Genomic DNA, 23,196 nt, shown 5'->3' with positions numbered 1-23,196 from the left:
TAAGTTAACGGGAAACTCTGGCCTCTTTCGGAGGCTGCGGCCTTGGGATAGTTTGCCGCCATGAGGCTTCCACGTCGTCGTTTTTTGCACCTTGCTGCCGGGTTTTCGGCGCTGCCGGCTCTCTCGGGGGTGGCAAAGGCACAATCCTATCCCGCCCGAACGGTTCGGGTAATTGTGCCGTATTCGCCGGGCGGCCCTACCGATGTCTGTGCACGTCTGATTGCGCAGAAGCTGTCCGATCGCCTGGGCAAGCAATTCTATGTCGAGGATATCGCCGGCGCCGGCGGCAATATCGGCACCGGGCAGGCCGCGCGGGCGGCCGCGGACGGCTACACGATCCTCATTACGGTTAACAGCTATGTCATCAACCCAACCTTGTATGAAAAGGTTCCCTACGACGCGCTGAAGGATTTCGAGGCGGTAACACAGGTCGCGATTTTTCAATCGGCGATGTTTGTCCATCCGTCCGTACCGGCACGCACCGTTGCCGAACTCGTCGCGCTCATCAAGGCGAACCCGAACAAATACAGCTTCGCCTCGCCGGGCTTTGGGACGCCATCGCACCTGCTCGGCGAACAGTTTCGCGTCGCCACCAATGTCGATCTCGTGCACGTTCCCTATGGCGGCAGCGGCACGGCCGCTACCTCGGTGGTTGCCGACAATCCGCCGATCGGCTTTGCTGCGCTCTCGTCGGCGGTGCCATTCATTCAGGACGGCAAACTGCGGGCACTGGCGGTGATGAGCCGACATCGCTCGCTAGCGCTTCCCGACTTGCCTACGATTGCGGAAGCCGGATATCCGGATCTCGACGGCGACGCGTGGGTCGGTGTTCTGGTTCCAGCCGGCACGCCGAATGAAGTTGGCGCACGGCTCTATCAGGAAATCATTAAAATCATCGCCGAGCCGGACACCAAGGAACGACTGGCGGCGCTCGGCCTTGAGCCCGTGGGCGATAGCCCCGAGCAATTCTCCGCACAGTTAAAAGTCGAGATGGAGAAGTGGACCAGAATCATTCGCGCCGCCAAGATCAGGGCTGAATAAGATCGGAGCCGAATGAAGTGAGGAAGCAGGCGATGGAAGCAAAGCGATCCAATACGGATACGGCCATCGAGACGGCGCATCCCGATTTGCGCGGTTGGTTGAATCAACTTGTCGACGCTGATCGTCTGGCGGTCGCGAAAAAAGGCGTCTCGCTGATCGACGAGTTGGCGGCAATCGCCAAGAAACTTGAAAATGAACGCACGGTGCTGTTTCCCGAGCCCGGTCACCACCCGATTCCGGTGGTCGCCAATCTGTTCGCCGACCGCAGCTGGATTGCGGATGCGCTCGGGGTGCCGACTGAAGAGCTGCTCTCGAATTTCCAGAACGCCGTGCGTCACCCGCTGCCATGGGTCGAGGTCACATCCGCTCCCGCGCAGGAAGTCGTTCATGAGAAGATCGATCTGCTCAAGCAATTGCCGATCCCAAAACACAACGAGCTCGACAGCGGTCCCTACATCACCGCGGCGCTGTTGATTGCACGCAATCCGAAGACCGGCATCCAGAACGTATCGATCCACCGTTGCCAGGTCAGCGGGCCGGACCGTATCGGGGTTTTGCTGTTACCTCGGCATACGTTGCATTATTTCCGGATGGCCGAAGAGGCCGGCGAAGGTCTGGAGATTGCGTTGGTGATCGGCGTGCATCCTGCCTGCATTCTCGCCTCGCAAGCGATCGCCGCGCTCGACAGCGATGAAATGGAAATCGCCGGTGCGATGCTCGGCCGTCCGATCGAAATGATCAAATGCCGCACCAACCGCGTGCGGGTGCCCGCCCATGCGGAGATCGTGATCGAAGGCCGCATTCTGCCGAAGGTTCGCGAGCCCGAGGGGCCGTTCGGCGAGTTCCCGCAATATTACGGACCGCGCGCCGATCGCGAGGTGATCCAGGTCGACGCGATCACCCATCGCAACAATGCGATTTTTCACACCATTGTCGGAGGCGGCGTCGAGCATCTTCTGCTCGGCGGTATTCCGCGCGAAGCGACGCTTCTCGAACATCTGCAGCGAAGCTTTCCCTCGGTCCGCGACGTGCGGCTCACCCGTGGCGGCACCTGCCGCTACCATCTCGCGGTCAAGGTCGACAAGAAGAGCCAGGGTGAGCCGAAGAATATCATCATGGGTGCTTTCGGTGGCCATTATGACATCAAGCAGGTCGTCGTGGTCGATATGGATGTGAATATCGATGACGAAACCGAAATAGAATGGGCGATCGCGACGCGTTTTCAGGCCGATCGCGATCTCGTCGTCGTGTCAGGCGCGCAGGGCTCGAAGCTCGATCCGTCGTCCGACAACGGCATCAGTGCCAAGATGGGAATCGACGCCACTAAACCGCTGTCCACCGAGCCGATGGAATTCAAGCGTATCCACGTCAAGGGCGTCGAGAACGTTAACCTCGGTCAGGTTTTGCAGGGTGACCCAAAAGCCGCCTTTGCGAGACTGATCGCAGGCTGATAGGCTGCCGGCCATCATGAGATACCGCCGGCATCAAGCCGGGCGAGCTGGGTTTGTTCGGGAGAGAAGCTTTAGCGATGTCGACGGCGCTGCGGATCGCGCACGGAGCCTTCGGGCGGGTTGCGCTTCTGGACATGGACGGGTCGCTGGTGCGACACGCCCATCCGCATTGCCATGTGTTGTTGAAGGTCGAGGGTGCGGACACCCAATTTATCGTTGGGGACAAGGTTTACCCGTTGACCGATACCAGCGCCGTTCTCGTGAACGGCTGGCAGCCGCATTCCTATGTCCATTATCCGGAACGGCCGCGCACCGTTATCCTCGCCCTCTATATCGAACCAGAATGGCTGACGGCCTTCCGACCGGGCTGGGCGGCCAGCGGCGCGCCGGGCTTTTTCAGCCATCCCTCCGGTGAAGTTTCGCCGCACATCCGCGATCTGGCGATGAGTCTTGCCGCCGATATGATGGCCCACCCGGAGGCACTGGCGGAGCACGAAGCTCTGCTGTCAGACCTCATGATCGCGGTGATCGAACGTTTTACGCCATGGCGGAGCTTTCCGGCCTCTATCCGCTCGATACGCACGCGCGCCGGCGACTGGCGTATTCACAAGGCCGTCGCTTCCATGCGGTCCGAAAACCAGCGCGGCACAGCCCTCGAATCCTTTGCCAGGGATGCCGGGCTCTCTCGCGCGCATTTTTTCCGCCTGTTCGAAGCCTCCGTCGGTGTGCCGCCAAAGGTCTATCTCAACGTCGTGCGGATGGAGAAGGCAGTCGACGCCGTGCTGCATCAGTCCGCAAGCGTCTCCGAAATCAGCCACCAGCTCGGCTTTGCCGAGCCTGCGCATTTCACCCGCTTTTTCCGCAACCACAGCGGCGTCTCGCCGCGCGAGTTCCGAAGCGTTTCACGTCTTGCTAGTTGAGTGGATTTGGCATTCGCTACAGTCTAGCCGCGGATCCGATGAGCGAATGCCAAATCCTAAACTCAACTGGGATTTTAATGTTTGCTGGTGGTCCTTCGATTCTAACATTCGCTAGCGGACCCGCTGAGAAGGGAAGCGAATGTTAGAATCGGACGTTGATGCTGCGCCGCACATTTCTCGCGAAATGAGACGGGATGGTAAGTTTCGAGATCAGCCGACATTGCGGGTCCGGACCATCGCTGAATAGCTGTTCCTGACGCAGTCATTATCTGCGTGGGAGAAACGTTTTCGGATGGCGGAAGCCACCACCTCAGTTACAGCCCGTACAGGGGCCGGCTCTCCTTGGGTCGGCCAGTCGATTGCGCGTGTCGAAGATTCCTCGCTTCTGAGCGGGCGCGGCCGCTTCATGGACGATGTCGGCGTTCACCCGGGCACGCTGCACGCGGCGTTTCTGCGTTCGCCGCACGCTCACGCCGATATTATCTCTATCGACGTGTCGCAGGCGATGCAGGCGCGCGGCGTGGTTGCTGTACTCCATGGCGAGGATATCAAGGCGCTGACGTCGAGCCTTGTGGTGGGCGTCAAGGCGCCGGTCGAATGCTGGCCGATGGCGGTCGGCCGCGTGCGCTACGTCGGCGAACCCGTGGCGATCGTCGTCGCAGCCGATCGTTATCTGGCCGAAGACGCGGTCGATCTCATCGATGTGCGTTATGCGCCGCGGCCTGTCGTGATCGATCCGCGCGCGGCGTTGCGTTCCGATGCGCCAGTGCTGCATGATGGCTTTGGTGGCAATGTCGCCAGCGACCGCTCGTTTCGCTACGGCGAACCTGAACAGGCCTTTGCATCCGCGGCGTATCGCATCAGCATCGACGTCAGCTATCCGCGCAATTCCTGCACGCCGATCGAAACCTATGGCGTGGTCGCGGACTACGATCCGGGCGAAGACGCTTACGACGTGCTGGCCAATTTCCAGGGGCCTTTCAGCATTCACGCGGTGCTGTCGCGCGCCTTGAAAGTCCCGGGCAATCGCTTGCGGCTGCGCACGCCGCCGGATTTTGGCGGCAGTTTTGGGGTCAAGCAGGGCGTATTCCCCTACATTGTCCTGATCGCGGCCGCCGCTCGCGCTTCGGGGCGCCCGGTGAAATGGATCGAGGATCGGCTCGAGCACCTGACAGCTTCGGTTTCAGCAACCAACCGCGCGGTTTCGCTCGCAGCTGCGGTTGCCGGGGACGGTCATATTCTTGCGCTCGATTGGGACCAGGTCGAAGACTGTGGCGCACACCTGCGGGCGCCGGAACCGGCCACGCTCTATCGCATGCATGGCAACCTCTCCGGCGCCTACGACATCCGCCACATGAAAATCCGCAACCGGGTTGTCGTCACCAACAAGACGCCGACCGGATTAAATCGCGGCTTCGGCGGTCCGCAGGTGTATTTCGCGCTGGAACGCCTGGTCCAGCGGATCGCGATCGAACTGAAGCTCGATCCGCTCGACGTCATCACGCGCAATCTCGTCGCGGCGGATGCATTCCCCTACCGGACGGCGAGCGGAGCCTTGCTCGATTCCGGCAATTATCAGGAAGCGGTGCGGCGGGCGGTGCAAGAGGGCGCGCTCGCCGAACTCAAGTCGCGGCGGGATGCGGCACGCGCGGAAGGCCGTCTCTACGGCATCGGCTACACGGCCGTGGTCGAGCCCAGCGTCTCCAATATGGGTTACATCACGACCGTGCTCACGCCCGCCGAGCGGCGCAAGGCTGGCCCGAAAAATGGTGCGCAGGCGACCGCGACGGTCGCGATCGATCCGGTCGGGAGCGTATCGGTTCACGTTGCATCTGTGCCGCAGGGACAGGGACATCGTACCGTTCTGTCGCAGGTCGTTGCTGATGTATTCGGGCTGAAGCCCTCGGATATTCGTGTCAACACCGAGATCGATACCGCGAAGGACGCCTGGTCGATTGCGTCCGGAAATTATGCCAGCCGCTTTGCTCCGGCGGTCGCCGGCACCGCCAAGCTCGCCGCCGAGCGAATTGCCGGGAAATTGCGTGGCATCGCGGCGAGCCAGTTGAACACCGAGGCCGATGACATCGCGTTCGCCGATGGTCGTGTCGGGTCGAAGCGCAATCCTGACAATAAAGTGTCGTTCTCGCGCGTTGCCGCGCTCAGTCACTGGTCGCCGGGTGCGCTGCCTGACGGCGTCGGACAAACCATCCGCGAGACCGTGTTCTGGTCGCCGCCCGAACTCACCGCGCCGGACGAGGACGACCACATCAATTCCTCGCTTTGCCACGGCTTCATTTTCGATTTCTGCGGCGTCGAGGTCGACCGCACCACGCTGCAAACGCGGATCGATCGCTACGTCACCATGCACGATTGCGGGACCATCCTGCATCCGGCCATGGTCGACGGGCAGGTGCGCGGCGGCTTCGCGCAAGCGGTCGGCGCCGCGCTCTATGAAGAATATGCCTATGCCGAGGACGGCAGTTTTCTGACCGGGACGCTCGCGGACTATCTGCTGATGCGATCGGAGCGAGAGATCTTGTTTTGCCTCTCGTGCCTGCGAAGCTGGCTGAATTCGTTCGTGGCGCCGAGCCCGAGCCTCCGGCACGCCAGGCGGCGCAAGCGGAGGAAAAACGCGGCGGCGATCGAAAGCTGCGCGGCGAGGGCGAGGCCGTCGTCAAGGCCAGCGCGCAGCAAATCTGGGACATGCTGCTCGACCCCAACACGCTCGCGGCCGTGATTCCCGGCTGCCACGGTGTCGAAAAAATCTCCGACACCCATTTCCGTGCGGACGTGACGATCGGCATCGGCCCGGTGAAGGGGCGTTATCGGGCCGAGGTGAAACTGTCCGATCTCGACCCGCCGAGGGCCGTGACGCTCGCGGGCCACGCGGAAGGAGGGCTCGGCTTCGGCAACGGCGAGGGCCGCATCACCCTTCGCCCCACTTCGAATGGCGGCACCACGATCCATTACGTGTATGAAGCCGGAATCGGCGGCAAGGTCGCCAGCATCGGCGGGCGGCTTCTGGATGGTGCCGCGCGGGTGATCATCGGGCAGTTTTTTGCGGCACTGGCGCGACAGGCCGGGGGCGGCGCATCCGCTTCTCGGGGCCTCTCGCTTCTGGCGAGGCTTCGAAATTGGTTCGGAGGGCGGCGATGAAGCCCGCCGCGTTCGACTATGTCCGCGCCGGGCATCTCGATGAGGTGCTGGATGGGCTCGCCCGTGAGGGCGGCGATGCGCGCATCATCGCGGGCGGACAATCGCTGATGCCGATGCTCAACATGCGCCTGGCCAGGCCGAAGACGCTGATCGATATCATGCGCCTTCCGGAACTCGCGCGCATCGAGCGCAAGAACGGTAACGTCACCGTTGGCGCCGGCATCCGGCAGGCCGCGTTGTTGGCGTGGCCGGAACTTGGCGAAGCTTTGCGGCTGGTTGCGCAGGCGCTGCCCTGGGCCGGTCATGTCCAAACCCGAAGCCGGGGCACGGTGTGCGGATCGATCGCGCATGCGGATCCCAGCGCCGAATTGCCGCTGGCGCTTTGCGCACTCGGCGGCGAAGTGCACTTGCGTAGCGCCAAACGGCGCCGGCGTGTATCGGCGAAAGATTTCTTTGCCGGCATGATGGCTACCAATCGCGCCGACGATGAATTGATTGAGGCCGTTTCGTTTCCTGCCGATCAGCGCCGCTGTGCCTTTCGCGAGGTGGCGCGCCGCCACGGCGATTTTGCCATCGTCGCCTGTGCCGCGGTGGCGACAAAGAACGGTGTTCGCCTCGCTGTCGGCGGCGTCGCCGACATGCCGGCGACGCGGGAGTTTCCGAGCCTTGAATCAAGCGCACTCGACGACGCCTTGAACGCCTTCGCTTATGAGCTCGGTGCCCGCGATGACGTTCATGCCTCGGCGCGATACCGGCGCGACCTCGTTCGTCTGATCGGCGCCGATCTGATCCGGGAGGTGTCGCCATGAGCCGTCTCGCCGCCGGCCAACGTCACACGATTCAGTTCACGCTTAACGGCAAGCCGTGCGGCGGCGAGGCCGAGCCTCGCATGCTCCTTACCGACTTTCTGCGCCACCAGATCGGTGCCACCGGTACCCATGTTGGCTGCGAGCACGGCGTCTGCGGCGCCTGCACGGTCGAGGTCGACGGTAAATTGGCGCGCGCCTGCCTTACGCTTGCGGTGCAGGCCGAGGGCTGTGCGGTGCGGACGGTTGAGGGACTTGCTCCCGCATCGGGCCGCCTCAGCATACTGCAAGCGGCGTTCAAGCGTAACCACGCGTTGCAATGCGGATTTTGTACCGCGGGTATTTTGATGTCACTCGATCATTTCTTGCGCGAAACCCCTCAGCCCAGCGAGCAGGAAGTCCGCGACCTCCTGACTGGCCATCTGTGCCGGTGCACCGGGTACACGCCGATCGTGTACGCGGCCATGGAAGCTGCCGCGGAAATGGATGGCGACAGGAGCGGGGAGAAATCCGATGCTTGATCTTGGAACCAGCTTTGTCGCCAGCATCGCGCGTGACCCGCGAGCGCTCGCGGTCGTCGATGACGGCGTCCGGCTGACTTATGCGCAATGGTATCGACGTATCTCGTCGGTGGTTGCTGCGCTCGACCGCATCGGTTTGAAGGCGGGCGATCACATCGTCACTTTGCTTCAGAATTGCGAGGCCGCCGCAACCTTGCATTGGGCCTGCCAGTTGGCGGGCATCGTGATCACGCCAGTCAATTGGCGAGCCAAGGACGACGAACTCGATTTCTGCATCGAAAACTCCGAAGCGCGTGCCGTCGTCTACCAGGACGCTTCCGCACAAGCCATTGCACGGTCGAAACGCGCACCGAACCTGCCGCGCATCGCCGTTGGCTGTGACGATGCCGGCGCAATCGATTTTGCGCGTGTGGCGAGCGAGCCTGCGACGGATGCGACCCCGCGAGTCGGCGCCGACGGCTGGTCGATCATGCTTTATACGTCGGGCACGACGTCGAGGCCGAAAGGCGTGCCGCGGCGGCATCGTGCCGAGCGCGCCGCCGGCATCGCCCATGTCGCGCAAAATCTCTATCGGCGCGGCGAACGGACGCTCGGCGTCATGCCGCTCTATCACACCATGGGCGTCCGCTCCCTGATCGCGATGTCGCTGATCGGCGGCACGTTTGTGTGCCTGCCCCGCTACGACACGAAAAGGGCACTGGCGCTGATTGAGGCGGAGCGGGTCACCAACCTCTATCTGGTGCCGACGCTGTACCACGATCTGGTTCACGCCCGCGAATTTGCTTCGAGCAACGTGTCGAGCGTGCGAAAGCTCGGTTTTGCCGGTGCGTCGATGACAGACGGCCTCCTGAAGAAGCTCAACGAGGCATTCCTCCCCGATCTGTTCGTCAATCATTACGGTAGCTCTGAAATCTACACTTTCACCATCGACCAGAACGCCCCGGCCAAGCCGGGTTCGGCGGGCAAGGCCGGCATCAATCAGGAAATCCGCGTCGTAAAGCTGAATGCAGCTTCCGTGACCGACCTTGCCGCGCCAGAAGAAGAGGGCGAAATCATCGCACTCTTGGCGGGCGATGAATCCTTTGAGGGCTACTGGCGGCGGCCGGACGCGGATGTGAAATCCCTGCGAGACGGCTGGTATTTTACGGGTGATACGGGCTTCGTTGATCGCGATGGCGATCTCTTTGTCACCGGCCGCGTCGACGACATGATCATCACCGGTGGCGAAAACGTCTCTCCTGTCGAAATCGAAAGCTGTCTTTCGCTGCACCCGGCCGTGCTCGAGGTCGCTGTCGTCGGCCTTCCTGACGAAAAATGGGGCAAGGTCGTCACGGCCTTCGTCAAGCGCAAGGCAGCGGTCAGCGATGCCGACCTCGATCAATTCTGCCGTACCTCTGGCCTTGCCGATTTTAAGCGCCCGCGGCGTTTCGTCTTTGTCGATGTGTTGCCGAAATCCCCGGTCGGGAAATTGCTGCGCCGCCTGCTGGTGGCCGGCGACTATCAACCTGAACACGCGCGGCCTGATTAAAAGAAAGGAACTTGCCATGGCTTCACCTTATACGTTCGCGGACCCGAGGCTCGCCAAGCTCGACGGCTTTCAGGTCGAAATCGATGAAGCGCATGAGCGCGCCGATATCATCCTCAACCGGCCGCCGCTCAACGTCGTCTCGATGCCGGAACGCGACCAGCTCCGTCTGGTGTTCGAGACGCTGGATGAGGATGCGCGGGTGCGCGTCATTGTCGTGCGGTCGGTCGGCGAGCACTTCTCCAGCGGCGGCAATATCGGTGGCTTCATGGAAGCGACGCCCGAGAAGGTTTCGAAGCTTGCCTGGAATATCGGCTCGCCGGCGCGTTGTTCGAAGCCGGTGATCGTTGCCAACCGTGGCTATTGCTTCGGCGTCGGCTTCGAACTGTCGCTGGCCTGCGATTTCCGTCTCGCGTCCGAGACTACGCTTTACGCGCTACCAGAACAGAAGCTCGGACAGATTCCCGGCTCGGGTGGCTCGGCGCGGTTACAGAAGATGATCGGAATCACCCGCACCAAGGACATCGTGATGCGGTCGAAACGCATCACCGCGAAGCAGGCGTTTGACTGGGGCATCGCCACCGAATGCGTGTCCGATGCCGAGCTCGAGAAGGTGACCGACAAGCTTGTCGATGAGCTTCGCACCTTCTCGCCGATGGCCCAGCGAACGGCCAAAAAGCTTTTGAACGACACCGAGGATTCGACGCTGTCAATCGCGATCGAGCTCGAAGGCCATTGCTACAGCCGTCTGCGCCAGTCGGATGACTTCAAGGAGGGGGTCGAAGCCTTCAACGCCAAGCGGCCGCCGAAATTCATCGGAAGCTGAGCGTCGATCTTTTTTCAAATAAAAAGTTGGAGAGACACATGTCGATTGCGGATTCCAAGAATATTGAAGCGTCGCCGCCTGCCGGGACGCGACAAATGCGAAATGCGATGATCGCGTCGGTGCTCGGCTGGTCGCTCGATCTGTTTGACCTGTTCATTCTATTATATGTCGCTCCCGTCGTCGGTGCCTTGTTCTTCCCATCGACCGTCCCGACGCTCTCACTCGCCGCGGTCTATGCGTCTTTCGCGGTGACCTTGTTGATGCGTCCCGTCGGCTCCGCGATCTTCGGCCACTATGCGGATGTTCACGGCCGCAAGAACGCAATGTTTGTCGCGATCGTTGGCGTCGGCTTTTCGACAGCCGCGTTCGGCCTACTGCCGACGATCGCGCAAGCCGGCTATATGGCGCCGGCCTTGTTCCTGATCCTGCGGCTGGTTCAGGGCGTATTTGTCGGCGGCGTCGTCGCTTCCACCCACACCATCGGCACCGAGTCGGTCTCGCCGGACCGGCGCGGCGCCATGTCGGGTCTGATCGGCGGGGGCGGAGCCGGGATCGGCGCGCTGCTCGCTTCGTTCGTCTTCCTGATCACGTCCTCGGTCTTTCCGGGCGAGGCGTTCGCGGTCTGGGGATGGCGCTGCATGTTCTTTTCCGGCCTGCTCAGTTCGCTGCTCGGCTGGTTCATTTTCAATAACCTCGAGGAATCGCCTTTCTTCAAGGAACGTCAGAAGCAGAGAGCTGCCGGTACCGCCGTCAAGACAGCGGCTCCGGTCACGGCGCTGTTTTCGAGCGACTGGCGCAACGTCCTGCTGCTCAACCTGCTGATCACATTCGGTGGCGGCGCCGGCTACTACCTGACGTCAGGCTACCTGCCGTCGTTCCTCAAGGTCGTGAATAACGTTCCCAATAACGTCTCCTCGCTCATTTTGATGGGCGGGAGCGTGATGGCCTTGATCTCAGCGATCCTTGTCGGCGCGCTCAGCGATGCGATCGGCCGCAAGAAGACCTTTATACTGGCTGGCCTGTGCATGATCGTCTTGCTGCCGATCTGCTATCTCGGAATGGCCGTGGCCAAGGATACCGGCATGATCGCATTTTATGCGCTGGCGATCGCATTCCTCGGCAACGCCGGTTACGCGCCGGTCCTGATATTCCTCAACGAGCGATTTCCGACCGAGATCCGCGCCAGCGGTACTGGTTTGTCATGGAATATCGGATTTGCCCTAGGCGGCATGATGCCGACTTTTGTATCGCTGGCCGCGGGAAGTCCGGCGCAAATCCCGATGACGCTTTCGATTTTCGTGGTCGGGATCTTTGTGATCTATCTGATCGGCGCGTTTTTGATTCCGGAAACCAAAGGGAATTTTCGCTGACGAGGCGATGATCGCAAAATCAAAACTCACGCGCCGGCGGCGAGCAGCGCGCCGGCGACGGTCATGATGGTCACATTGCGTTTGGCTGCGGCATCGAGCGCATATCGCAGCAACGACGGGGTGCAGCCGTAGGGGCTGGGCTCACTCGCCACATCATGGCCGTAGAAAATGAGCCAGCCGTTGCTATCGACCAGTGCATCGAAGACACCATCGATGCGCTCTTCATCGATGTGGCGATTGATCAGCGGGGTGGAGCGTAAATACTGCAAATCCACCACGCCGCTGTTGATGCCTGGAATAATGCCGCGGGAAGACCGGAAGGTCTTTGCAAGCTGCGCTTTGCGCCATACCGAGCCGAGGCCGTAAGGGTAAGCAAAATTCTCGATCCGCATCGAAGGGTTGAGGCCAAGCAAGTAGCGGCGTTTTTCTCGATTTCGGCAGCGAGCCGTGCCGCATCGAGATCGGTCGCGCGCACGTGGGAAAATGTATGGCAGGCGATCTCGTGGCCGCCCCGGTGTAATTCCAGGATATTGTCGGCCGTAACCCCTTGCCAGTGGTCTGACCATTTGTCGACCTGGCTGCCGGAGACATAGAACGTCGCCTTTGCATCGCAGCGGTCGAGAATGGAAGCGCCGGTCGTGGCAGCGCTGTCGGGCAAGTCGTCGAAGGTGAAGCTGACCATCGGCCGCGTGTTGCGCAGCTTGAACGGCGTCGTGCAGAAGTACCGCGACAGGCGGTTACTGACGCGTGCCTGCAATGCTGGCCATTCGGTTTGCGCAGGCATTTCCGTCACCCGATCAGAGACTCGTTTCCGGTGAAGCGGCTCGTGCGCGTTCGAAGAGAAAGCCGATCCAGTTGCGGAACATGACTGTGGCGGCCGCGCCGGTCGCAATATCCTCCCGAAGGGTGCGGTCGGGTAATTCCGTGCTCAGCGCCGGCCGGCGTTCGGCTTGGGCACGCATGGCAAAGGCCGCAAGCTTCTGCTCGGTCTCCGCGTCGAAATAACCGGCGGGAATTCCCGGGTAGCTGTCGCGTTCGCAGCTGAGAAAGCGCGATATGTCGCGAAGATACTCACGCTCCAGCGACAATTCCTCATATTCCGGATGGCCCTGGAAGAAGATGAACTGACTGCCGAAGTCCTTGGCGAAGCTGTCGACGCCGCGCAGCGAACGCGACAGCAAATGGTAGCCGTTCGCGGTCAGGTCGTCGGCGCAAACTTCATTGAGACGAGAATGCGCAACCTTGAAGGGGGAGGGAAGTCCTTCCGTTAGCCAGTGGGGCGAAACGCCGACACAGTCGTAGATTCCGGAGCACTTTGTCTCGATTCGTTGTCGTTCGATGCCGTCCAGATGCAGCACCGCGGCATGGGCAGCCAGGCACGACCAGATCGTCGATCGCGTATTGTTCCTGGCCCAATCGACAATGTCGGTGAGCTCGCGCCAGAACGTCTCCTGGGGGAGGGTCGCCGCGTTGGGCTCAGCTCCAGTGACGATCAGCCCGTCGATCTGGAGCCGTTCGATTTCGGCGATGTCGGTGTACTGACCCTCGAGGCGCCCCTTCTCCGATTGCGAGCGTCTCACGGACGGCAACGAAAAGCAGTGAAAATCGATGCGAACGTCGCCGGCGGCTTGCCTTAGCAGGCGCATGAACTGACGTTCGGTCGCCTTGAGCGCACCGTCCGGCATATTGTTGATGAGACCGATCGTAAGATCGACATAGACGTTTTGCGGATGGCCGAATTTATCCTCGCGCCGCTGCTGTGCCGGTACGAGACCGGGGCTGACGATCAGTCGCCGCTTTTCCAACAGGACAGTCATGTCACGCCTAGCGCTCCGATTCCGAAGTTCGCATGATATCGCGGCAACCTCTGATGCGAACTTCAGAATCAGAGGAGCTCTAGCAACTTATCGATTCCTAGTGCGGCTTAGAATTTGAAGTTCCCATGACGAATTTGCTGCGATACCGATAGGAACTTCAAATTCGCCGCACTAGCCGGTTCATTCCGCCGCTTGAAGCCGTCGACCCGTGAAGTTCGCCTTCGCCAGCGCCTGATCGATGTCTTCGATGATGTCGTCGACGTGCTCGATGCCGATCGAAAGGCGGATGGTCTCGGGCAGGATGCCGGCGACGCGCTGCTGCTCCGCGGTCATCTGACGATGGGTGGTTGAGGCCGGATGGCAGGCGAGCGACTTGGCATCGCCGATATTGACGAGGCGCGTGATCAGTTCCAGCGAGTCGTAGAACACCTTGCCGGCCTCCAGGCCGCCCTTGATGCCGAAAGTGAACAGCGAGGATGCGTTGCCGTTGAGATATTTTTCCACCAGCGGGTAGTAGGGGCTGTCGGCAAAGCCGCCATAGTTGATCCAATCGACGCGCGGATCGTTGCGCAGGAATTCAGCTACCTTGCGCGCGTTCTCGACGTGCCGCTCGACGCGGAGGGCCACGGTCTCGATGCCTTGCAGCAGCAGGAACGCATTGAACGGAGAAAGTACCGCGCCCATGGTTCGCTGATAGACGCTGCGGGCGCGCTCGATATAGGCCTTCGCGCCAAAGCGTTCGGCATAGACGAGGCCGTGATAGGAGACGTCCGGACGGTTGAAGGCCGGGAAGCGGTCGGCGTGATCGGCCCAGCGGAAGCGGCCGCTGTCGACGATCGCGCCGCCGAGCGTAGTGCCGTGGCCGCCGAGAAATTTGGTCAGGGAGTGAATGGCGATGTCGGCGCCGTAGTCGAACGGCTTGAGCAGGATCGGCGTCGCCACCGTGTTGTCGACCACCAGCGGCACGCCGTGACGATGCGCAACCTTGGCCAGTGCTTCGATATCGCAGATATTTCCGGCGGGATTTCCGATCGTTTCGGCAAACACCGCTTTGGTATTCGCGTCGATCAGTTTCTCGATTGCATCGGCCTTGTCGCTTTCCGCAAAGCGGGTGGTGATGCCCTGGCGCGGCAGGATGTGGCCGAAAAGCGTATGCGAGGTGCCGTAGAGCTGTGGCACTGAGACGATGTTGCCGCCGACGTCGGCGAGGTTAACGATAGAAAAGTGCAGCGCGGCCTGGCCGCTCGCGACCGCCAGCGCACCGACGCCGCCTTCGAGCTCGGCGATGCGTTTTTCCAGAACCGACGTCGTCGGGTTGGCGATCCGGCTGTAGCGATAACCTTCGGCTTCCAGGTTGAAGAGGGCTGCGCCATGGTCGGCGCTGTCGAACGCGTAAGATGCCGTCTGATAGATCGGAACAGCGACCGACTTGGTGGCCGGATCGGGTTCGTAGCCAGCGTGAATGGCGATCGTCTCGCTGCGCATCGGTCACCTCTACTTTCTTCGCGTAATGCACTTCAGCGTGCTTTTTTCGCAGTCCAATTTGTAAAACGCCGACCATCAAGCCTTCAATAATTCGCGCCAAGATAGATGAAATAACCCTAGTGAACGTGCGCCGATCGATTAAAGGTCTGAACAGTTTCCTCATTCCTTCGTAACCATGTTCGGCCGCGCGCGATCACGCCGGCCTGCGCAAGCGGATGCGCTCGTCGTCTGCCGGCATCGCGCCTTCGGCATGGAAAAGGAAATCCTTAGGAAGTTAGGACAATATGGAGGCCGTTATCCACCGCGCTGGTCGCGAGAGCACAGATGGCTATGTCCGTTCCGACCGTGAAGCCGGTCGATTTTTCCGAGACCTTAACCTTCTTCGAAGGCGACTGGCACGGCGGCAATGTGCCGATCATGGGGCCTCGTACCCACGGCGCGTGGCTGGCTTCAACGGTGTTTGACGGGGCGCGCGCCTTTGAAGGCGTGGCGCCCGACCTCGACCGGCATTGCGAGCGCGTCAACCGGTCCGCGGTCAACTTCAAGCTCAAGCCCGTGGTCGATACCGAAACCTGGCTGGCATTGGCGCGCGAGGGCATCGCGCGGTTTGACGCCAAAGCGGAGCTGTATATCCGCCCGATGTATTGGGCGCAGGCCGGAAGCGGCGGCGGCGTTCTGTTCGATCCCGAAACGACGAACTGGTGCCTGTGCGTCTATGCAGCTCCCATGCCGCCGATCACGGGCGCGGCGATCACGCTCTCGCCGTTCCGTCGCCCGACGATGGAAAGCGCGCCGGTGGACTGCAAGGCGGGTTGTCTTTACCCGAACAATTCGCGGGCCCTGATCGAGGCGCAAGCGCGCGGCTTCAACAATTGCCTGATGCTCGACATGCTCGGCAACGTTGCCGAATTCGGCAATTCGAATGTGTTCATGGCAAAGCATGGTGTGGTCTACACGCCCGCGCCGAACGGAACGTTTCTCAACGGCATCACGAGGCAGCGCGTGATCGGCCTGTTGCGCGCCGACGGCGTCACGGTCATCGAGACAGCGCTCAAGTATCAGGATTTTCTGACCGCGGATGAAATCTTTTCGAGCGGCAACTTCGCCAAGGTCGCGCCGGTGATCCGGATCGACGACCGCTCATTGCAACCGGGCCCGGTCTTTCAACGTGCACGAAAGCTGTACTGGGAGTTTGCGCACAGTTAGTCGATGGGCGTCTTGATCGCGACATGCGCCGGATCGCCGGCGCACGACGTCATTCGCTTGGCTTAAAGGCCGAGTAGTTCACGCAAGGCGTCCGGCCATTTCGCGAGATCCGTGCCGTGGGTGTGGAACATCGCCACCGCCAACCGGTCCATGCCGAATGCCACGCAGCCGGTATGGGCCGGTGCGCCGCTGGCGTCCTCGATATCCCAGGTCGTGCCAAAATGGTCGCGGTGGTAGTTGAAGCTCATGCAGGCGGTGGGTTGCCCCTCGGAACGCAGCGGGATGAGCAGTTCGAATTTCAACGACTGCTGCTTCTGGCTGACGGCCTTCATCTGGCCGACGCGGCCGAAGAACGGATCGCTCGCATAGTCGACCTTGAAGGTCAGCCTGAGGTCGCGCGCGATCGCTTGCGCCCGAACCATCCAGCGCTCACGAAAATCGGAAACATCTTCAGGGCTGCCGATGCAGACATATTCCCGCATCCGGAAGGATTGTAGCCGGTCGAGATGGCGCGAGGGTTCGCGCCGGAAACAATCCGCCGCGACGTCGAAACGCAAACCGCCTTGCTGTAGCCGCCCGCGGGCGGCCGCAATCGGATAGACCGGATAACAGGCGGCCGGGGACAGCACGAGATCGGCGGGCGAGAGCGAGGTGGTCCATTCGCCACCTGCGTCGAAACGGCTGACCGCGTCGTTGATCTCGCGCTCCGTGCCGTGCAGCCCGCAAACGCAACCGAGCAGGTTCGGGAAACTCTTCAAGTAGCCTGATTTCTCCAGTTGCGCGCGATTCATGACCGGCGGAAAGCGCATCACTTCTGTGCCCGCCTCGCGATGCCCTGTGATCAGCGCGGCAAGGCGCTCGACGATGTGTTCATAGAGCTCGGTCCGGGCGTAAACGCCGTCGGTGCTCATCTTGTGGAACAGCTTGTCGGCCAGGTGGTCGAGCGGATCGGCGGGCTGTGCGGCGCTTTCGACCGTGTTGGTTCGGACGACGACGTTCATGTTCGGCCTTCCCTGGTATTGCTGGATCGTTGTGGCTTAGTCGCGCAAACCCGCCGGCACCGCGCTCATGAGGCTGGTGGTGGCAATGTTGGAGAGAATGCGGTCGTTGTTGATCATGATCGGCGACGACAAGACGTCACGCAGCAAGCGGCCGACGCTGAAATCGCCGTCGTTGCGATAGCCCGCGAGTCCGCAAGCGCGCATCGCGCTCATCACGGTCTCGACGGCAAGTTCGGAAGCCTCCACCTTGAGCAGGTTGATCGACGACTGGAAGTCGATCGATGACAACACCCGCTCGTCGTGTTCATGGGCTGCATAATTGTCGAGATTTGCGGTGATGATCGCACGCAGTTTGGCGAGCTTCATCCTGGCGGCGTTGAAATGGGCCGCTCCCGGCGGCATTTGACCGCCGGCACTGCGAGCGGCCTTGCGGATGAAGGCTTGCGCGCGCGCGACGGAAGCGGCGGCAATCCCGGCCCAGGCGGACGACCAGCACAGGTGTGCTACCGGCGTCATGGTCTGGGCATGGATCTTGTCATAACTTGCGGGAAAAATCTGTTCGCTTGAGCCTTTGAATTTCAATTCGAAGCCGGCGCTGCAGGTTCCGCGCATGCCGAGCGTTTCCCATTCGACGCTGCGCTCCAGCGTGTAGTCGTTTTTGGTGATAGCGAGCAGTACCTGATCGGAGCCGGCTGCATCGCCGTCACGGCGAGCAATGGTGACGATGCCGTCGGCCTGCGCGCCATAGGAAATCACCGTCGCATTACGAACCAGCGAGATCTCGCTGCCGGCATGCTCGACGGCCGCGGAGGAAAGGCGAATGTTGCCGCCGTTCTGGCCTTCGGTCGTCGAGGATGCGAGCAGCATTTGCTCGGACGCCACGCGGCGCATCAGGGCTTCGTGATAGGCGCTGCCGCCGCCGTGCCGAACCAGGCAGGCGACCTTGGTCTGATGCATCGCGAAAATCATCGCAGTGGAAGAACAGGCGCGGCCGAGCGCGTAGCACATGTCGGTAATGTCGAAAATCGACGCGCCATCTCCGCCGAAGGCTTGCGGGATCTGGACGCCAAGCAGGCGTTGCGTGCGCGCCGCATCGATGGCCTTTTGCGGGAAGCGCGCGCCACGGTCAACCTCGTCGGCCTCTGTGGCCGCGGCTGCGGTTACGGCAGCGATTCTTTGCGGGAAGGAACTACGATCGGGGATGAACTGCTCGCCGGTCTTTTCGGTGCTCGCGTCACGAAAATTGGCTTGCTGAACATTCATGACAAATATGCCTCGATGGTTTTTCGGTGCAAAACGTCGGCGCGTGCAACTTCCGATCGAGTGTTACGCTTAAAGATTTAACTCAAATGCGTCGATGAAATTCGAGGTAAATGGCCACCGTTTCAGCGATGAAAGTTAATCGGACGTTGTCGCAATGCTCTGTGTTTTAACGACCGTCATTAGCGTTAAAAGCGACAAAGATTTCGCTCAAACCGGATTCACTGTTTTTAAGGCAGTCGCAGAAGTATAGTCACGCGCGTTATGGTTTGCATTTCTCGCAAGCAATGACTGGATCGACACGACAGGTGAGAAAATCGAAATGCAGACCGCTAGCGATGTTCAGGGCAGATTGCTCGCCCTCGTCAAATCCATCCTCAAGCAGAATCGATGGACATGGTCAACCTGATGCTCGCTGTCGAAGCCGAGTTCGATTTCACGATTCCACAATCGGACATCACGCCGGAAAAATTCCAGTCGGTCGCCACGCTGGAAAGACTGGTCGTCAGCCAGCTCGTGGGTCGTGAACGCGGCCTGATCGGCGGCCTTGCCGCCGGTTGCCAGCACGACAGAATCAATCGATCGAAGGATGAGATTGCCTTGAGGTGCCCAGCCGATGCAGGTTGGCGCGGATAGTCCCATCCGACGATTCGGTGGCGCCCATGAAACCGATGAAACGCCTTGATCTGTTGGCGGCGTATTGTCTGCTGCTTCTGGTGCTGCCCTCCACCGGGGCGCGAGCGGACGAATTGCGCTTCGAACCGATACGTATTCCGGTCTCGGAACCCGGCAGGTCTCGCGCCCTCGAGCTGGAGGCGCTCGTGGTGCGGCCGGATGACGGGATCGCGCATCCGCTAGCGGTCCTCAATCATGGCTCTCCGCGCGATGCTGCCAACCGTTCGACCATGTCCCCGTATCGCCTGTGGCCACAGGCGGTCGCATTCGCACGGCGTGGCTTTGTAGCGGTCGTCGCAATGCGGCGGGGCTACGGAAACTCGCAAGGCGAATGGGCCGAGGGCTATGGCTCTTGTTCGGGTCCGGACTACGCCACGGCCGCCCGCGCCGGCGCCAGCGACATCGCCGCGGTCGCCAGATATATGAGCGGACAATCGTATGTCAGCAAAGGCAAATGGATCAGCGTCGGTCACTCGGCCGGTGCCTTTGCAACCGTCGCGCTGACCTCCGACCCCCCGCGCGATCTCGCTGCTGCGATTGCATTCGCGCCGGGGCGCGGTTCGACCGTTCCGGACGCGGTCTGCGGCGAGAGGCAGCTTGTTGCGGCGTTCGCCCAGTACGGCGAGACGTCGCAGGTCCCGCTATTATGGGTTGCGGCCGAAAACGATCATTTCTTCGGGCCGCGGCTGGTGCCGCTGCTCTCGAACGCCTTCGCCAACGCCGGCGGGAATCTCACCTTCGTCAAAACGGCCGCGTTTGGCGAGGACGGCCATCAGCTTTTCACGACTGGCAGCGGGATTTCGATCTGGTCGCCGATCGTCGACCGCTTTCTGGCGGCGAATAACCTGGCGCTGCGCGAGCGCCTGATCGACCTGACGCTTCCGAATGTCACCGCCCCGCCTGGGTTGAGCAGCAACGGTCGTGAGACATTCAAAACCTATCTCGAGAGCGGGCCCAACAAGGCGTTTGCGGTCTCAAGCGATGAGCGCTTCGGCTGGACGACCGGCCGCCGGTCGGTCGAAGAAGCACGTCAGGCCGCACTCGGCTATTGCACGTCCGGCACCTCCGTGAGGTGCCGGGTCGTCAACGTCAACAACCAGCCGGTTCAATAACCCGGTGGCAGAAATTCCAGGCTGGATCAGCTCGGGAATTGGAAGTTTCAGGATTTGGACCCCTGCAGCGCGAAGGCGCCGCTGCCGGCCAATACCAAGGCGGCCTGGGCGACCAGCCACAGCATCGGATATTCCCAGCCGCCACCCGTGTTGGAGTAGCCCCAGCCGACCGGCCATTTGATCCAGACAACCACGGCCAAAAATATCAGCAGGAAACCGGCCCATTGCCGGGTGTACCAGCCGAGCAGGATGGCGACACCGCCGATCACCTCGAGGCTGAAGGTCGGCCAGGCGAGCAGGGGCGTGATGCCGTTCTTCGCCAGCAGCGCTTCGTGGGTGTACATGCCGCGGGAGACTTTCAGGAAGGCATGAACGAGCCAGTCGAACCCGAGTGAAATCCGCAACAGAAAAAGTCCGTACGGCGCGTAGTCGCGGTCAACGGTCGCATTGCTGAACATGGCGGCGACAATGCCCGGCAGATTGGTTCGGCTTTCTCCGGCTTCGATACTCATCCTCTGTTCCCCGTTTCTTGAACTTCTCTTGGCGTTCGCGCCCCATCATACCCGAGAAACGGCGGCTTTGAAGCCACTGGTCTTCGGCAATCCAGCCCTCTACACTGTCCGCAACGAATAACAATAATCAAAAACAGGGGAGACGCCCATGTCGCGCCTTTCGGTAGCGAGCTTCGTTTGCCTTCTAGGTCTTGCTTGTCTGATCACAAGCCGCTTGGCCGCGCAGCAGCCGGCGCCTGCGTTGACGGGAACGGTGACGGCCGGGCCGGAGGCGCTGGAAGGCGTCCTTGTCAGCGCTCGAAAAAGCGGGTCGACCATTACGGTGACAGTCGTGAGCGATAAGGACGGCCACTACAGCTTCCCGGCTGCAAGACTTGAGCCCGGTGCCTACGCCTTGCGCATCCGGGCCGTGGGTTACGACCTCGATGGGCCCACCCAGGTTTCCGTTGTGGCGGACAAGACCGCGACCGCCGATCTTGCGTTGCGCGCGGCGAAAGATATTGCGTCGCAACTGAGCAATGCCGAGTGGCTTGCGAGCTTGCCGGGCACGGATGCGCAGAAGGGGCAATTGCTCAATTGCGTCGGCTGCCACACGCTCGCCCGCCCGCTGAATTCGAAATACACCGCGGACGAATTCCTGACGATGATCCTGCCGCGCATGCAGGGCTATGTGAATCAAAGCATGCCGTTGCATCCGCAATTGCGCCGTGCCGAGCGTCTGAGAGAAGAGCGCGGCGATCAGCGCGTGCAGGTCTATCGCGGTACGGCGGACTACCTCGCCAGCATCAATCTCAGCGCGCAACCCACCTGGAATTTCGAATTCAAGTCCCTGCCGCGTCCGACCGGAACCGCCACCCGCGTCATCTACACCGAATATGATCTGCCGCGCGAAAGCATTGAGCCTCACGACGTGATTGTCGATGTCAACGGCGCGGTTTGGTTCTCGTCCTTTGGAGAGCAGTATCTCGGCAAGCTCGATCCGAAAACGGGCAAGCTCACGGAATTTGCGATCGCCGAGCACAAGCCCGGCTTCCCGACCGGCCTGCTCGGCTTGCGCAGCGATATCGATGGCAATCTGTGGTTCGGCAACATGTATCAGGCCACGATCGCCAGGTTCGATCCCAGGACAGAAACTTTCAAGTTCTGGCCGCTCGAAGGCGAGGAAAATATCGATGCCGCGCAGATCAACATGGTCAGCCCGCAAAGCGCCGGCGTCGACGGCAAGGTGTGGGCGCAGAACAACGGCTTTGCCGGCATCCACCGGCTCGATGTCGCCACCGGCAAGCTCGAAACCTTCGAGCCGTTCAAAGGCATGTCGGGTCCGCACAATATCTACGACGTCATTCCCGACTCCAAGAACAACGTCTACTTCACCGATTTCCGGCAACGTCACATTGGCCGTATCGATGCCAAGACCGGAGCCGTCGATTTATTCGAGATCCCAACTCCGAACTCGGCGCCGCGCCGCGGCTCGATGGACGCGCAGGACCGCTTGTGGTTCGGCGAATATCGCGGCGATCGAATCGGCATGTTCGACACCAAACGCGAAGAGTTCAAGGAGTGGCCAATCCCGCCGAGATGGTCGTCGCCTTATGACGTCGTTGTCGATCGCAACGGCGAAGCCTGGACGGGTTCGATGCTGAGCGACCAGGTCACCCGGCTCAATCCTGCGACCGGCACGACGGTCAATTATCTGCTGCCGCGCTCCACCAATATCCGGCGTGTCTTTGTTGACAATTCCACCAGTCCGGTCAGCTTCTGGGCCGGTAACAACCACGGCGCTTCGATCGTGAAAGTCGAGCCGCTGGAGTAACAAAGCGTTTTCAAGCGAAGCGGGTACCGGTTCGCGTCAAGAAAACGCGTCAAACAAAAGCGAATCTCGCCCGGTCGCGGTCGAGCGTCAGCGGCTACTGCGTCGCCTTCTGCAAGTAAGCGATGAGGTCGGCGCGATCGCTGGCATTCGATAGGCCGGCATAGGGCATGCGGTTGGCCGGAATGAAGGCCTGCGGATCGGCGATGTATTTGTCGAGTGTTTCCGGTGTCCAGCCGACGCCGCTGCGCTTCATCGCCGGTGAGTAGCGAAAATCGGAAAGTTCGCCGGCCTTGCGCGAAAAGATTCGATGCAGGCTCGGACCCACTTCATTGGCGCCGGCTTCGAGCTTGTGGCAGGCCGCGCATTCCTGGAAGCGGGTCTCGCCGCGCTTGGCGTCGCCTTCGGCATGCGCGCTTGTGACGAGAGCCGAGGCCAACAACAAGGCCGCGGTTGCGATACGTCTTGCGATCATGCCTGCACCAGTGGACCTGGATTCTTGAGATAACGGTTCTTGATGGCGTCGGCGGTCCAGTAAGCGAGCGCGCCGACGGGGCCGGTGGGATTATAGGCCGAATTGTGCGGGAACACGTTGGCGCCCACCACGAACAGGTTGTGGCAATCCCAGCTCTGCAAATATTTGTTCACCGCGCTGTCGCGTGAATTGGTCCCCATGATCGTCCCGCCGGTGTTGTGCGTGCT

At 61.2% G+C, this 23,196-nt stretch carries 20 protein-coding genes and 3 pseudogenes; 14 read left to right on the top strand and 9 right to left on the bottom strand.

The window, feature by feature from the left end; translation table 11 throughout:
• Nucleotides 1-60: 60 nt before the first annotated feature.
• The 9 genes and pseudogenes from ABSE61_RS27880 (at nt 61) to ABSE61_RS27840 (ending at nt 11,616) form a co-directional block, all read left to right on the top strand.
• Nucleotides 61-1,041, top strand: a complete 981-nt coding sequence (locus ABSE61_RS27880; protein WP_423874372.1) for a Bug family tripartite tricarboxylate transporter substrate binding protein — start codon at nt 61-63, stop codon at nt 1,039-1,041.
• Nucleotides 1,042-1,073: 32 nt separating this feature from the next.
• Nucleotides 1,074-2,492 carry a UbiD family decarboxylase gene (locus tag ABSE61_RS27875; protein WP_423874371.1) on the top strand — a complete coding sequence of 473 codons (1,419 nt, stop codon included), beginning with the start codon at nt 1,074-1,076 and terminating at the stop codon, nt 2,490-2,492.
• A 77-nt stretch (nt 2,493-2,569) separates the two neighbouring features.
• Complete coding sequence (locus tag ABSE61_RS27870) at nt 2,570-3,412, top strand: AraC family transcriptional regulator (RefSeq protein WP_423874370.1); 843 nt, start codon at nt 2,570-2,572, stop codon at nt 3,410-3,412.
• Between the two features lie 292 nt (nt 3,413-3,704).
• A pseudogene (locus ABSE61_RS27865) lies at nt 3,705-6,568 on the top strand (xanthine dehydrogenase family protein molybdopterin-binding subunit).
• Nucleotides 6,565-7,377 carry an FAD binding domain-containing protein gene (locus ABSE61_RS27860; RefSeq protein ID WP_423874369.1) on the top strand — a complete coding sequence of 271 codons (813 nt, stop codon included), beginning with the start codon at nt 6,565-6,567 and terminating at the stop codon, nt 7,375-7,377. Before ABSE61_RS27865 ends, ABSE61_RS27860 begins: the two are co-directional and overlap by 4 nt.
• The gene (locus ABSE61_RS27855; protein WP_423874368.1) at nt 7,374-7,895 is read left to right on the top strand and encodes a (2Fe-2S)-binding protein; all 522 of its coding nucleotides are present in this window, start codon (nt 7,374-7,376) and stop codon (nt 7,893-7,895) included. Before ABSE61_RS27860 ends, ABSE61_RS27855 begins: the two co-directional genes overlap by 4 nt.
• Nucleotides 7,888-9,423 carry an AMP-binding protein gene (locus ABSE61_RS27850; RefSeq protein ID WP_423874367.1) on the top strand — a complete coding sequence of 512 codons (1,536 nt, stop codon included), beginning with the start codon at nt 7,888-7,890 and terminating at the stop codon, nt 9,421-9,423. The genes ABSE61_RS27855 and ABSE61_RS27850 overlap by 8 nt, the downstream gene beginning before the upstream one ends.
• 16 nt (nt 9,424-9,439) lie before the next feature.
• Nucleotides 9,440-10,246 carry an enoyl-CoA hydratase/isomerase family protein gene (locus ABSE61_RS27845; protein WP_423874366.1) on the top strand — a complete coding sequence of 269 codons (807 nt, stop codon included), beginning with the start codon at nt 9,440-9,442 and terminating at the stop codon, nt 10,244-10,246.
• Nucleotides 10,247-10,284: 38 nt separating this feature from the next.
• Nucleotides 10,285-11,616 (top strand): MFS transporter, encoded by a 1,332-nt coding sequence (locus ABSE61_RS27840; protein ID WP_423874365.1) that lies wholly within the window; start codon nt 10,285-10,287, stop codon nt 11,614-11,616.
• Nucleotides 11,617-11,642: 26 nt separating this feature from the next.
• Here ABSE61_RS27840 and ABSE61_RS27835 read toward each other — a convergent pair whose 3' ends face one another.
• Together ABSE61_RS27835 and ABSE61_RS27830 are read right to left on the bottom strand one after the other, a co-directional pair.
• Entirely contained in the window at nt 11,643-12,008 is a 366-nt protein-coding gene (locus ABSE61_RS27835) for a polysaccharide deacetylase family protein (RefSeq protein ID WP_423874417.1), read from the bottom strand.
• 86 nt (nt 12,009-12,094) lie between these two features.
• Nucleotides 12,095-12,298: pseudogene (locus ABSE61_RS27830) on the bottom strand (polysaccharide deacetylase family protein); the annotation flags it as partial.
• On the opposite strand from ABSE61_RS27830, the gene ABSE61_RS27825 reads away from it, so the two are divergent.
• Nucleotides 12,240-12,434, top strand: a complete 195-nt coding sequence (locus ABSE61_RS27825) for a hypothetical protein (RefSeq protein ID WP_423874416.1) — start codon at nt 12,240-12,242, stop codon at nt 12,432-12,434. The pseudogene ABSE61_RS27830 and the gene ABSE61_RS27825 sit on opposite strands and share 59 nt — an antisense overlap.
• On the opposite strand, the gene metA is transcribed toward ABSE61_RS27825, so the two are convergent.
• The gene (gene metA, locus ABSE61_RS27820; RefSeq protein ID WP_423874364.1) at nt 12,414-13,433 is read right to left on the bottom strand and encodes a homoserine O-succinyltransferase MetA; all 1,020 of its coding nucleotides are present in this window, start codon (nt 13,431-13,433) and stop codon (nt 12,414-12,416) included. The genes ABSE61_RS27825 and metA overlap by 21 nt on opposite strands.
• Nucleotides 13,434-13,613: 180 nt before the next feature.
• Nucleotides 13,614-14,918 carry an O-acetylhomoserine aminocarboxypropyltransferase/cysteine synthase family protein gene (locus ABSE61_RS27815; protein ID WP_423874363.1) on the bottom strand — a complete coding sequence of 435 codons (1,305 nt, stop codon included), beginning with the start codon at nt 14,916-14,918 and terminating at the stop codon, nt 13,614-13,616.
• Between the two features lie 330 nt (nt 14,919-15,248).
• Here ABSE61_RS27815 and ABSE61_RS27810 point away from each other — a divergent pair, with 330 nt between their 5' ends.
• Nucleotides 15,249-16,124 (top strand): branched-chain amino acid aminotransferase, encoded by an 876-nt coding sequence (locus tag ABSE61_RS27810; protein WP_423874414.1) that lies wholly within the window; start codon nt 15,249-15,251, stop codon nt 16,122-16,124.
• Nucleotides 16,125-16,186: 62 nt separating this feature from the next.
• Here the strand turns inward: ABSE61_RS27810 and ABSE61_RS27805 are convergent, their stop codons facing one another.
• Entirely contained in the window at nt 16,187-17,125 is a 939-nt protein-coding gene (locus tag ABSE61_RS27805; RefSeq protein ID WP_423874362.1) for an amino acid--[acyl-carrier-protein] ligase, read from the bottom strand.
• Between the two features lie 36 nt (nt 17,126-17,161).
• The gene (locus ABSE61_RS27800; RefSeq protein ID WP_423874361.1) at nt 17,162-18,388 is read right to left on the bottom strand and encodes an acyl-CoA dehydrogenase family protein; all 1,227 of its coding nucleotides are present in this window, start codon (nt 18,386-18,388) and stop codon (nt 17,162-17,164) included.
• 384 nt (nt 18,389-18,772) lie between these two features.
• On the opposite strand from ABSE61_RS27800, the pseudogene ABSE61_RS27795 reads away from it, so the two are divergent.
• Together ABSE61_RS27795 and ABSE61_RS27790 are read left to right on the top strand one after the other, a co-directional pair.
• Nucleotides 18,773-18,901, top strand: a pseudogene (locus tag ABSE61_RS27795) (acyl carrier protein); the annotation flags it as partial.
• A 146-nt stretch (nt 18,902-19,047) separates the two neighbouring features.
• Nucleotides 19,048-20,172, top strand: a complete 1,125-nt coding sequence (locus ABSE61_RS27790) for an alpha/beta hydrolase family protein (protein WP_423874360.1) — start codon at nt 19,048-19,050, stop codon at nt 20,170-20,172.
• A 47-nt stretch (nt 20,173-20,219) separates the two neighbouring features.
• Here the strand turns inward: ABSE61_RS27790 and ABSE61_RS27785 are convergent, their stop codons facing one another.
• Complete coding sequence (locus ABSE61_RS27785; RefSeq protein ID WP_423874359.1) at nt 20,220-20,684, bottom strand: DoxX family protein; 465 nt, start codon at nt 20,682-20,684, stop codon at nt 20,220-20,222.
• A gap of 148 nt (nt 20,685-20,832) precedes the next feature.
• Between ABSE61_RS27785 and ABSE61_RS27780 the strand changes: the two genes are divergently transcribed.
• Nucleotides 20,833-22,497 (top strand): virginiamycin B lyase family protein, encoded by a 1,665-nt coding sequence (locus ABSE61_RS27780; RefSeq protein WP_423874358.1) that lies wholly within the window; start codon nt 20,833-20,835, stop codon nt 22,495-22,497.
• A 94-nt stretch (nt 22,498-22,591) separates the two neighbouring features.
• Here the strand turns inward: ABSE61_RS27780 and ABSE61_RS27775 are convergent, their stop codons facing one another.
• Both ABSE61_RS27775 and ABSE61_RS27770 read right to left on the bottom strand, forming a co-directional pair.
• Nucleotides 22,592-22,969 carry a c-type cytochrome gene (locus tag ABSE61_RS27775; protein ID WP_423874357.1) on the bottom strand — a complete coding sequence of 126 codons (378 nt, stop codon included), beginning with the start codon at nt 22,967-22,969 and terminating at the stop codon, nt 22,592-22,594.
• The coding region (locus ABSE61_RS27770; protein WP_423874355.1) for a GMC oxidoreductase at nt 22,966-23,196 on the bottom strand (231 nt) is incomplete at its 5' end. The genes ABSE61_RS27775 and ABSE61_RS27770, both read right to left, overlap by 4 nt.

Origin of the sequence: Bradyrhizobium sp. (assembly GCF_049519115.1) — a bacterium.
GTDB lineage: Bacteria > Pseudomonadota > Alphaproteobacteria > Rhizobiales > Xanthobacteraceae > Bradyrhizobium.
The sequence above is the reverse complement of the archived record's forward strand: the minus strand, read 5'-3'. Positions and strand labels throughout refer to the sequence as shown.

Bases quoted from the DNA above. Each gene is read 5' to 3' on its own strand.
- ABSE61_RS27805 (WP_423874362.1), bottom strand. From the start codon at position 17,125: ATGAACGTCGTCGTCCGAACCAACACGGTCGAAAGCGCCGCACAGCCC.
- ABSE61_RS27780 (WP_423874358.1), top strand. From the start codon at position 20,833: ATGTCGCGCCTTTCGGTAGCGAGCTTCGTTTGCCTTCTAGGTCTTGCT.
- ABSE61_RS27840 (WP_423874365.1), top strand. From the start codon at position 10,285: ATGTCGATTGCGGATTCCAAGAATATTGAAGCGTCGCCGCCTGCCGGG.
- ABSE61_RS27825 (WP_423874416.1), top strand. From the start codon at position 12,240: ATGGAAGCGCCGGTCGTGGCAGCGCTGTCGGGCAAGTCGTCGAAGGTG.
- ABSE61_RS27845 (WP_423874366.1), top strand. From the start codon at position 9,440: ATGGCTTCACCTTATACGTTCGCGGACCCGAGGCTCGCCAAGCTCGAC.
- ABSE61_RS27785 (WP_423874359.1), bottom strand. From the start codon at position 20,684: ATGAGTATCGAAGCCGGAGAAAGCCGAACCAATCTGCCGGGCATTGTC.
- ABSE61_RS27810 (WP_423874414.1), top strand. From the start codon at position 15,249: ATGTCCGTTCCGACCGTGAAGCCGGTCGATTTTTCCGAGACCTTAACC.
- ABSE61_RS27835 (WP_423874417.1), bottom strand. From the start codon at position 12,008: ATGCGGATCGAGAATTTTGCTTACCCTTACGGCCTCGGCTCGGTATGG.
- ABSE61_RS27815 (WP_423874363.1), bottom strand. From the start codon at position 14,918: ATGCGCAGCGAGACGATCGCCATTCACGCTGGCTACGAACCCGATCCG.
- ABSE61_RS27870 (WP_423874370.1), top strand. From the start codon at position 2,570: ATGTCGACGGCGCTGCGGATCGCGCACGGAGCCTTCGGGCGGGTTGCG.
- ABSE61_RS27855 (WP_423874368.1), top strand. From the start codon at position 7,374: ATGAGCCGTCTCGCCGCCGGCCAACGTCACACGATTCAGTTCACGCTT.
- ABSE61_RS27880 (WP_423874372.1), top strand. From the start codon at position 61: ATGAGGCTTCCACGTCGTCGTTTTTTGCACCTTGCTGCCGGGTTTTCG.
- ABSE61_RS27775 (WP_423874357.1), bottom strand. From the start codon at position 22,969: ATGATCGCAAGACGTATCGCAACCGCGGCCTTGTTGTTGGCCTCGGCT.
- ABSE61_RS27875 (WP_423874371.1), top strand. From the start codon at position 1,074: ATGGAAGCAAAGCGATCCAATACGGATACGGCCATCGAGACGGCGCAT.
- metA (WP_423874364.1), bottom strand. From the start codon at position 13,433: ATGACTGTCCTGTTGGAAAAGCGGCGACTGATCGTCAGCCCCGGTCTC.
- ABSE61_RS27860 (WP_423874369.1), top strand. From the start codon at position 6,565: ATGAAGCCCGCCGCGTTCGACTATGTCCGCGCCGGGCATCTCGATGAG.
- ABSE61_RS27850 (WP_423874367.1), top strand. From the start codon at position 7,888: ATGCTTGATCTTGGAACCAGCTTTGTCGCCAGCATCGCGCGTGACCCG.
- ABSE61_RS27800 (WP_423874361.1), bottom strand. From the start codon at position 18,388: ATGAATGTTCAGCAAGCCAATTTTCGTGACGCGAGCACCGAAAAGACC.
- ABSE61_RS27790 (WP_423874360.1), top strand. From the start codon at position 19,048: ATGAAACCGATGAAACGCCTTGATCTGTTGGCGGCGTATTGTCTGCTG.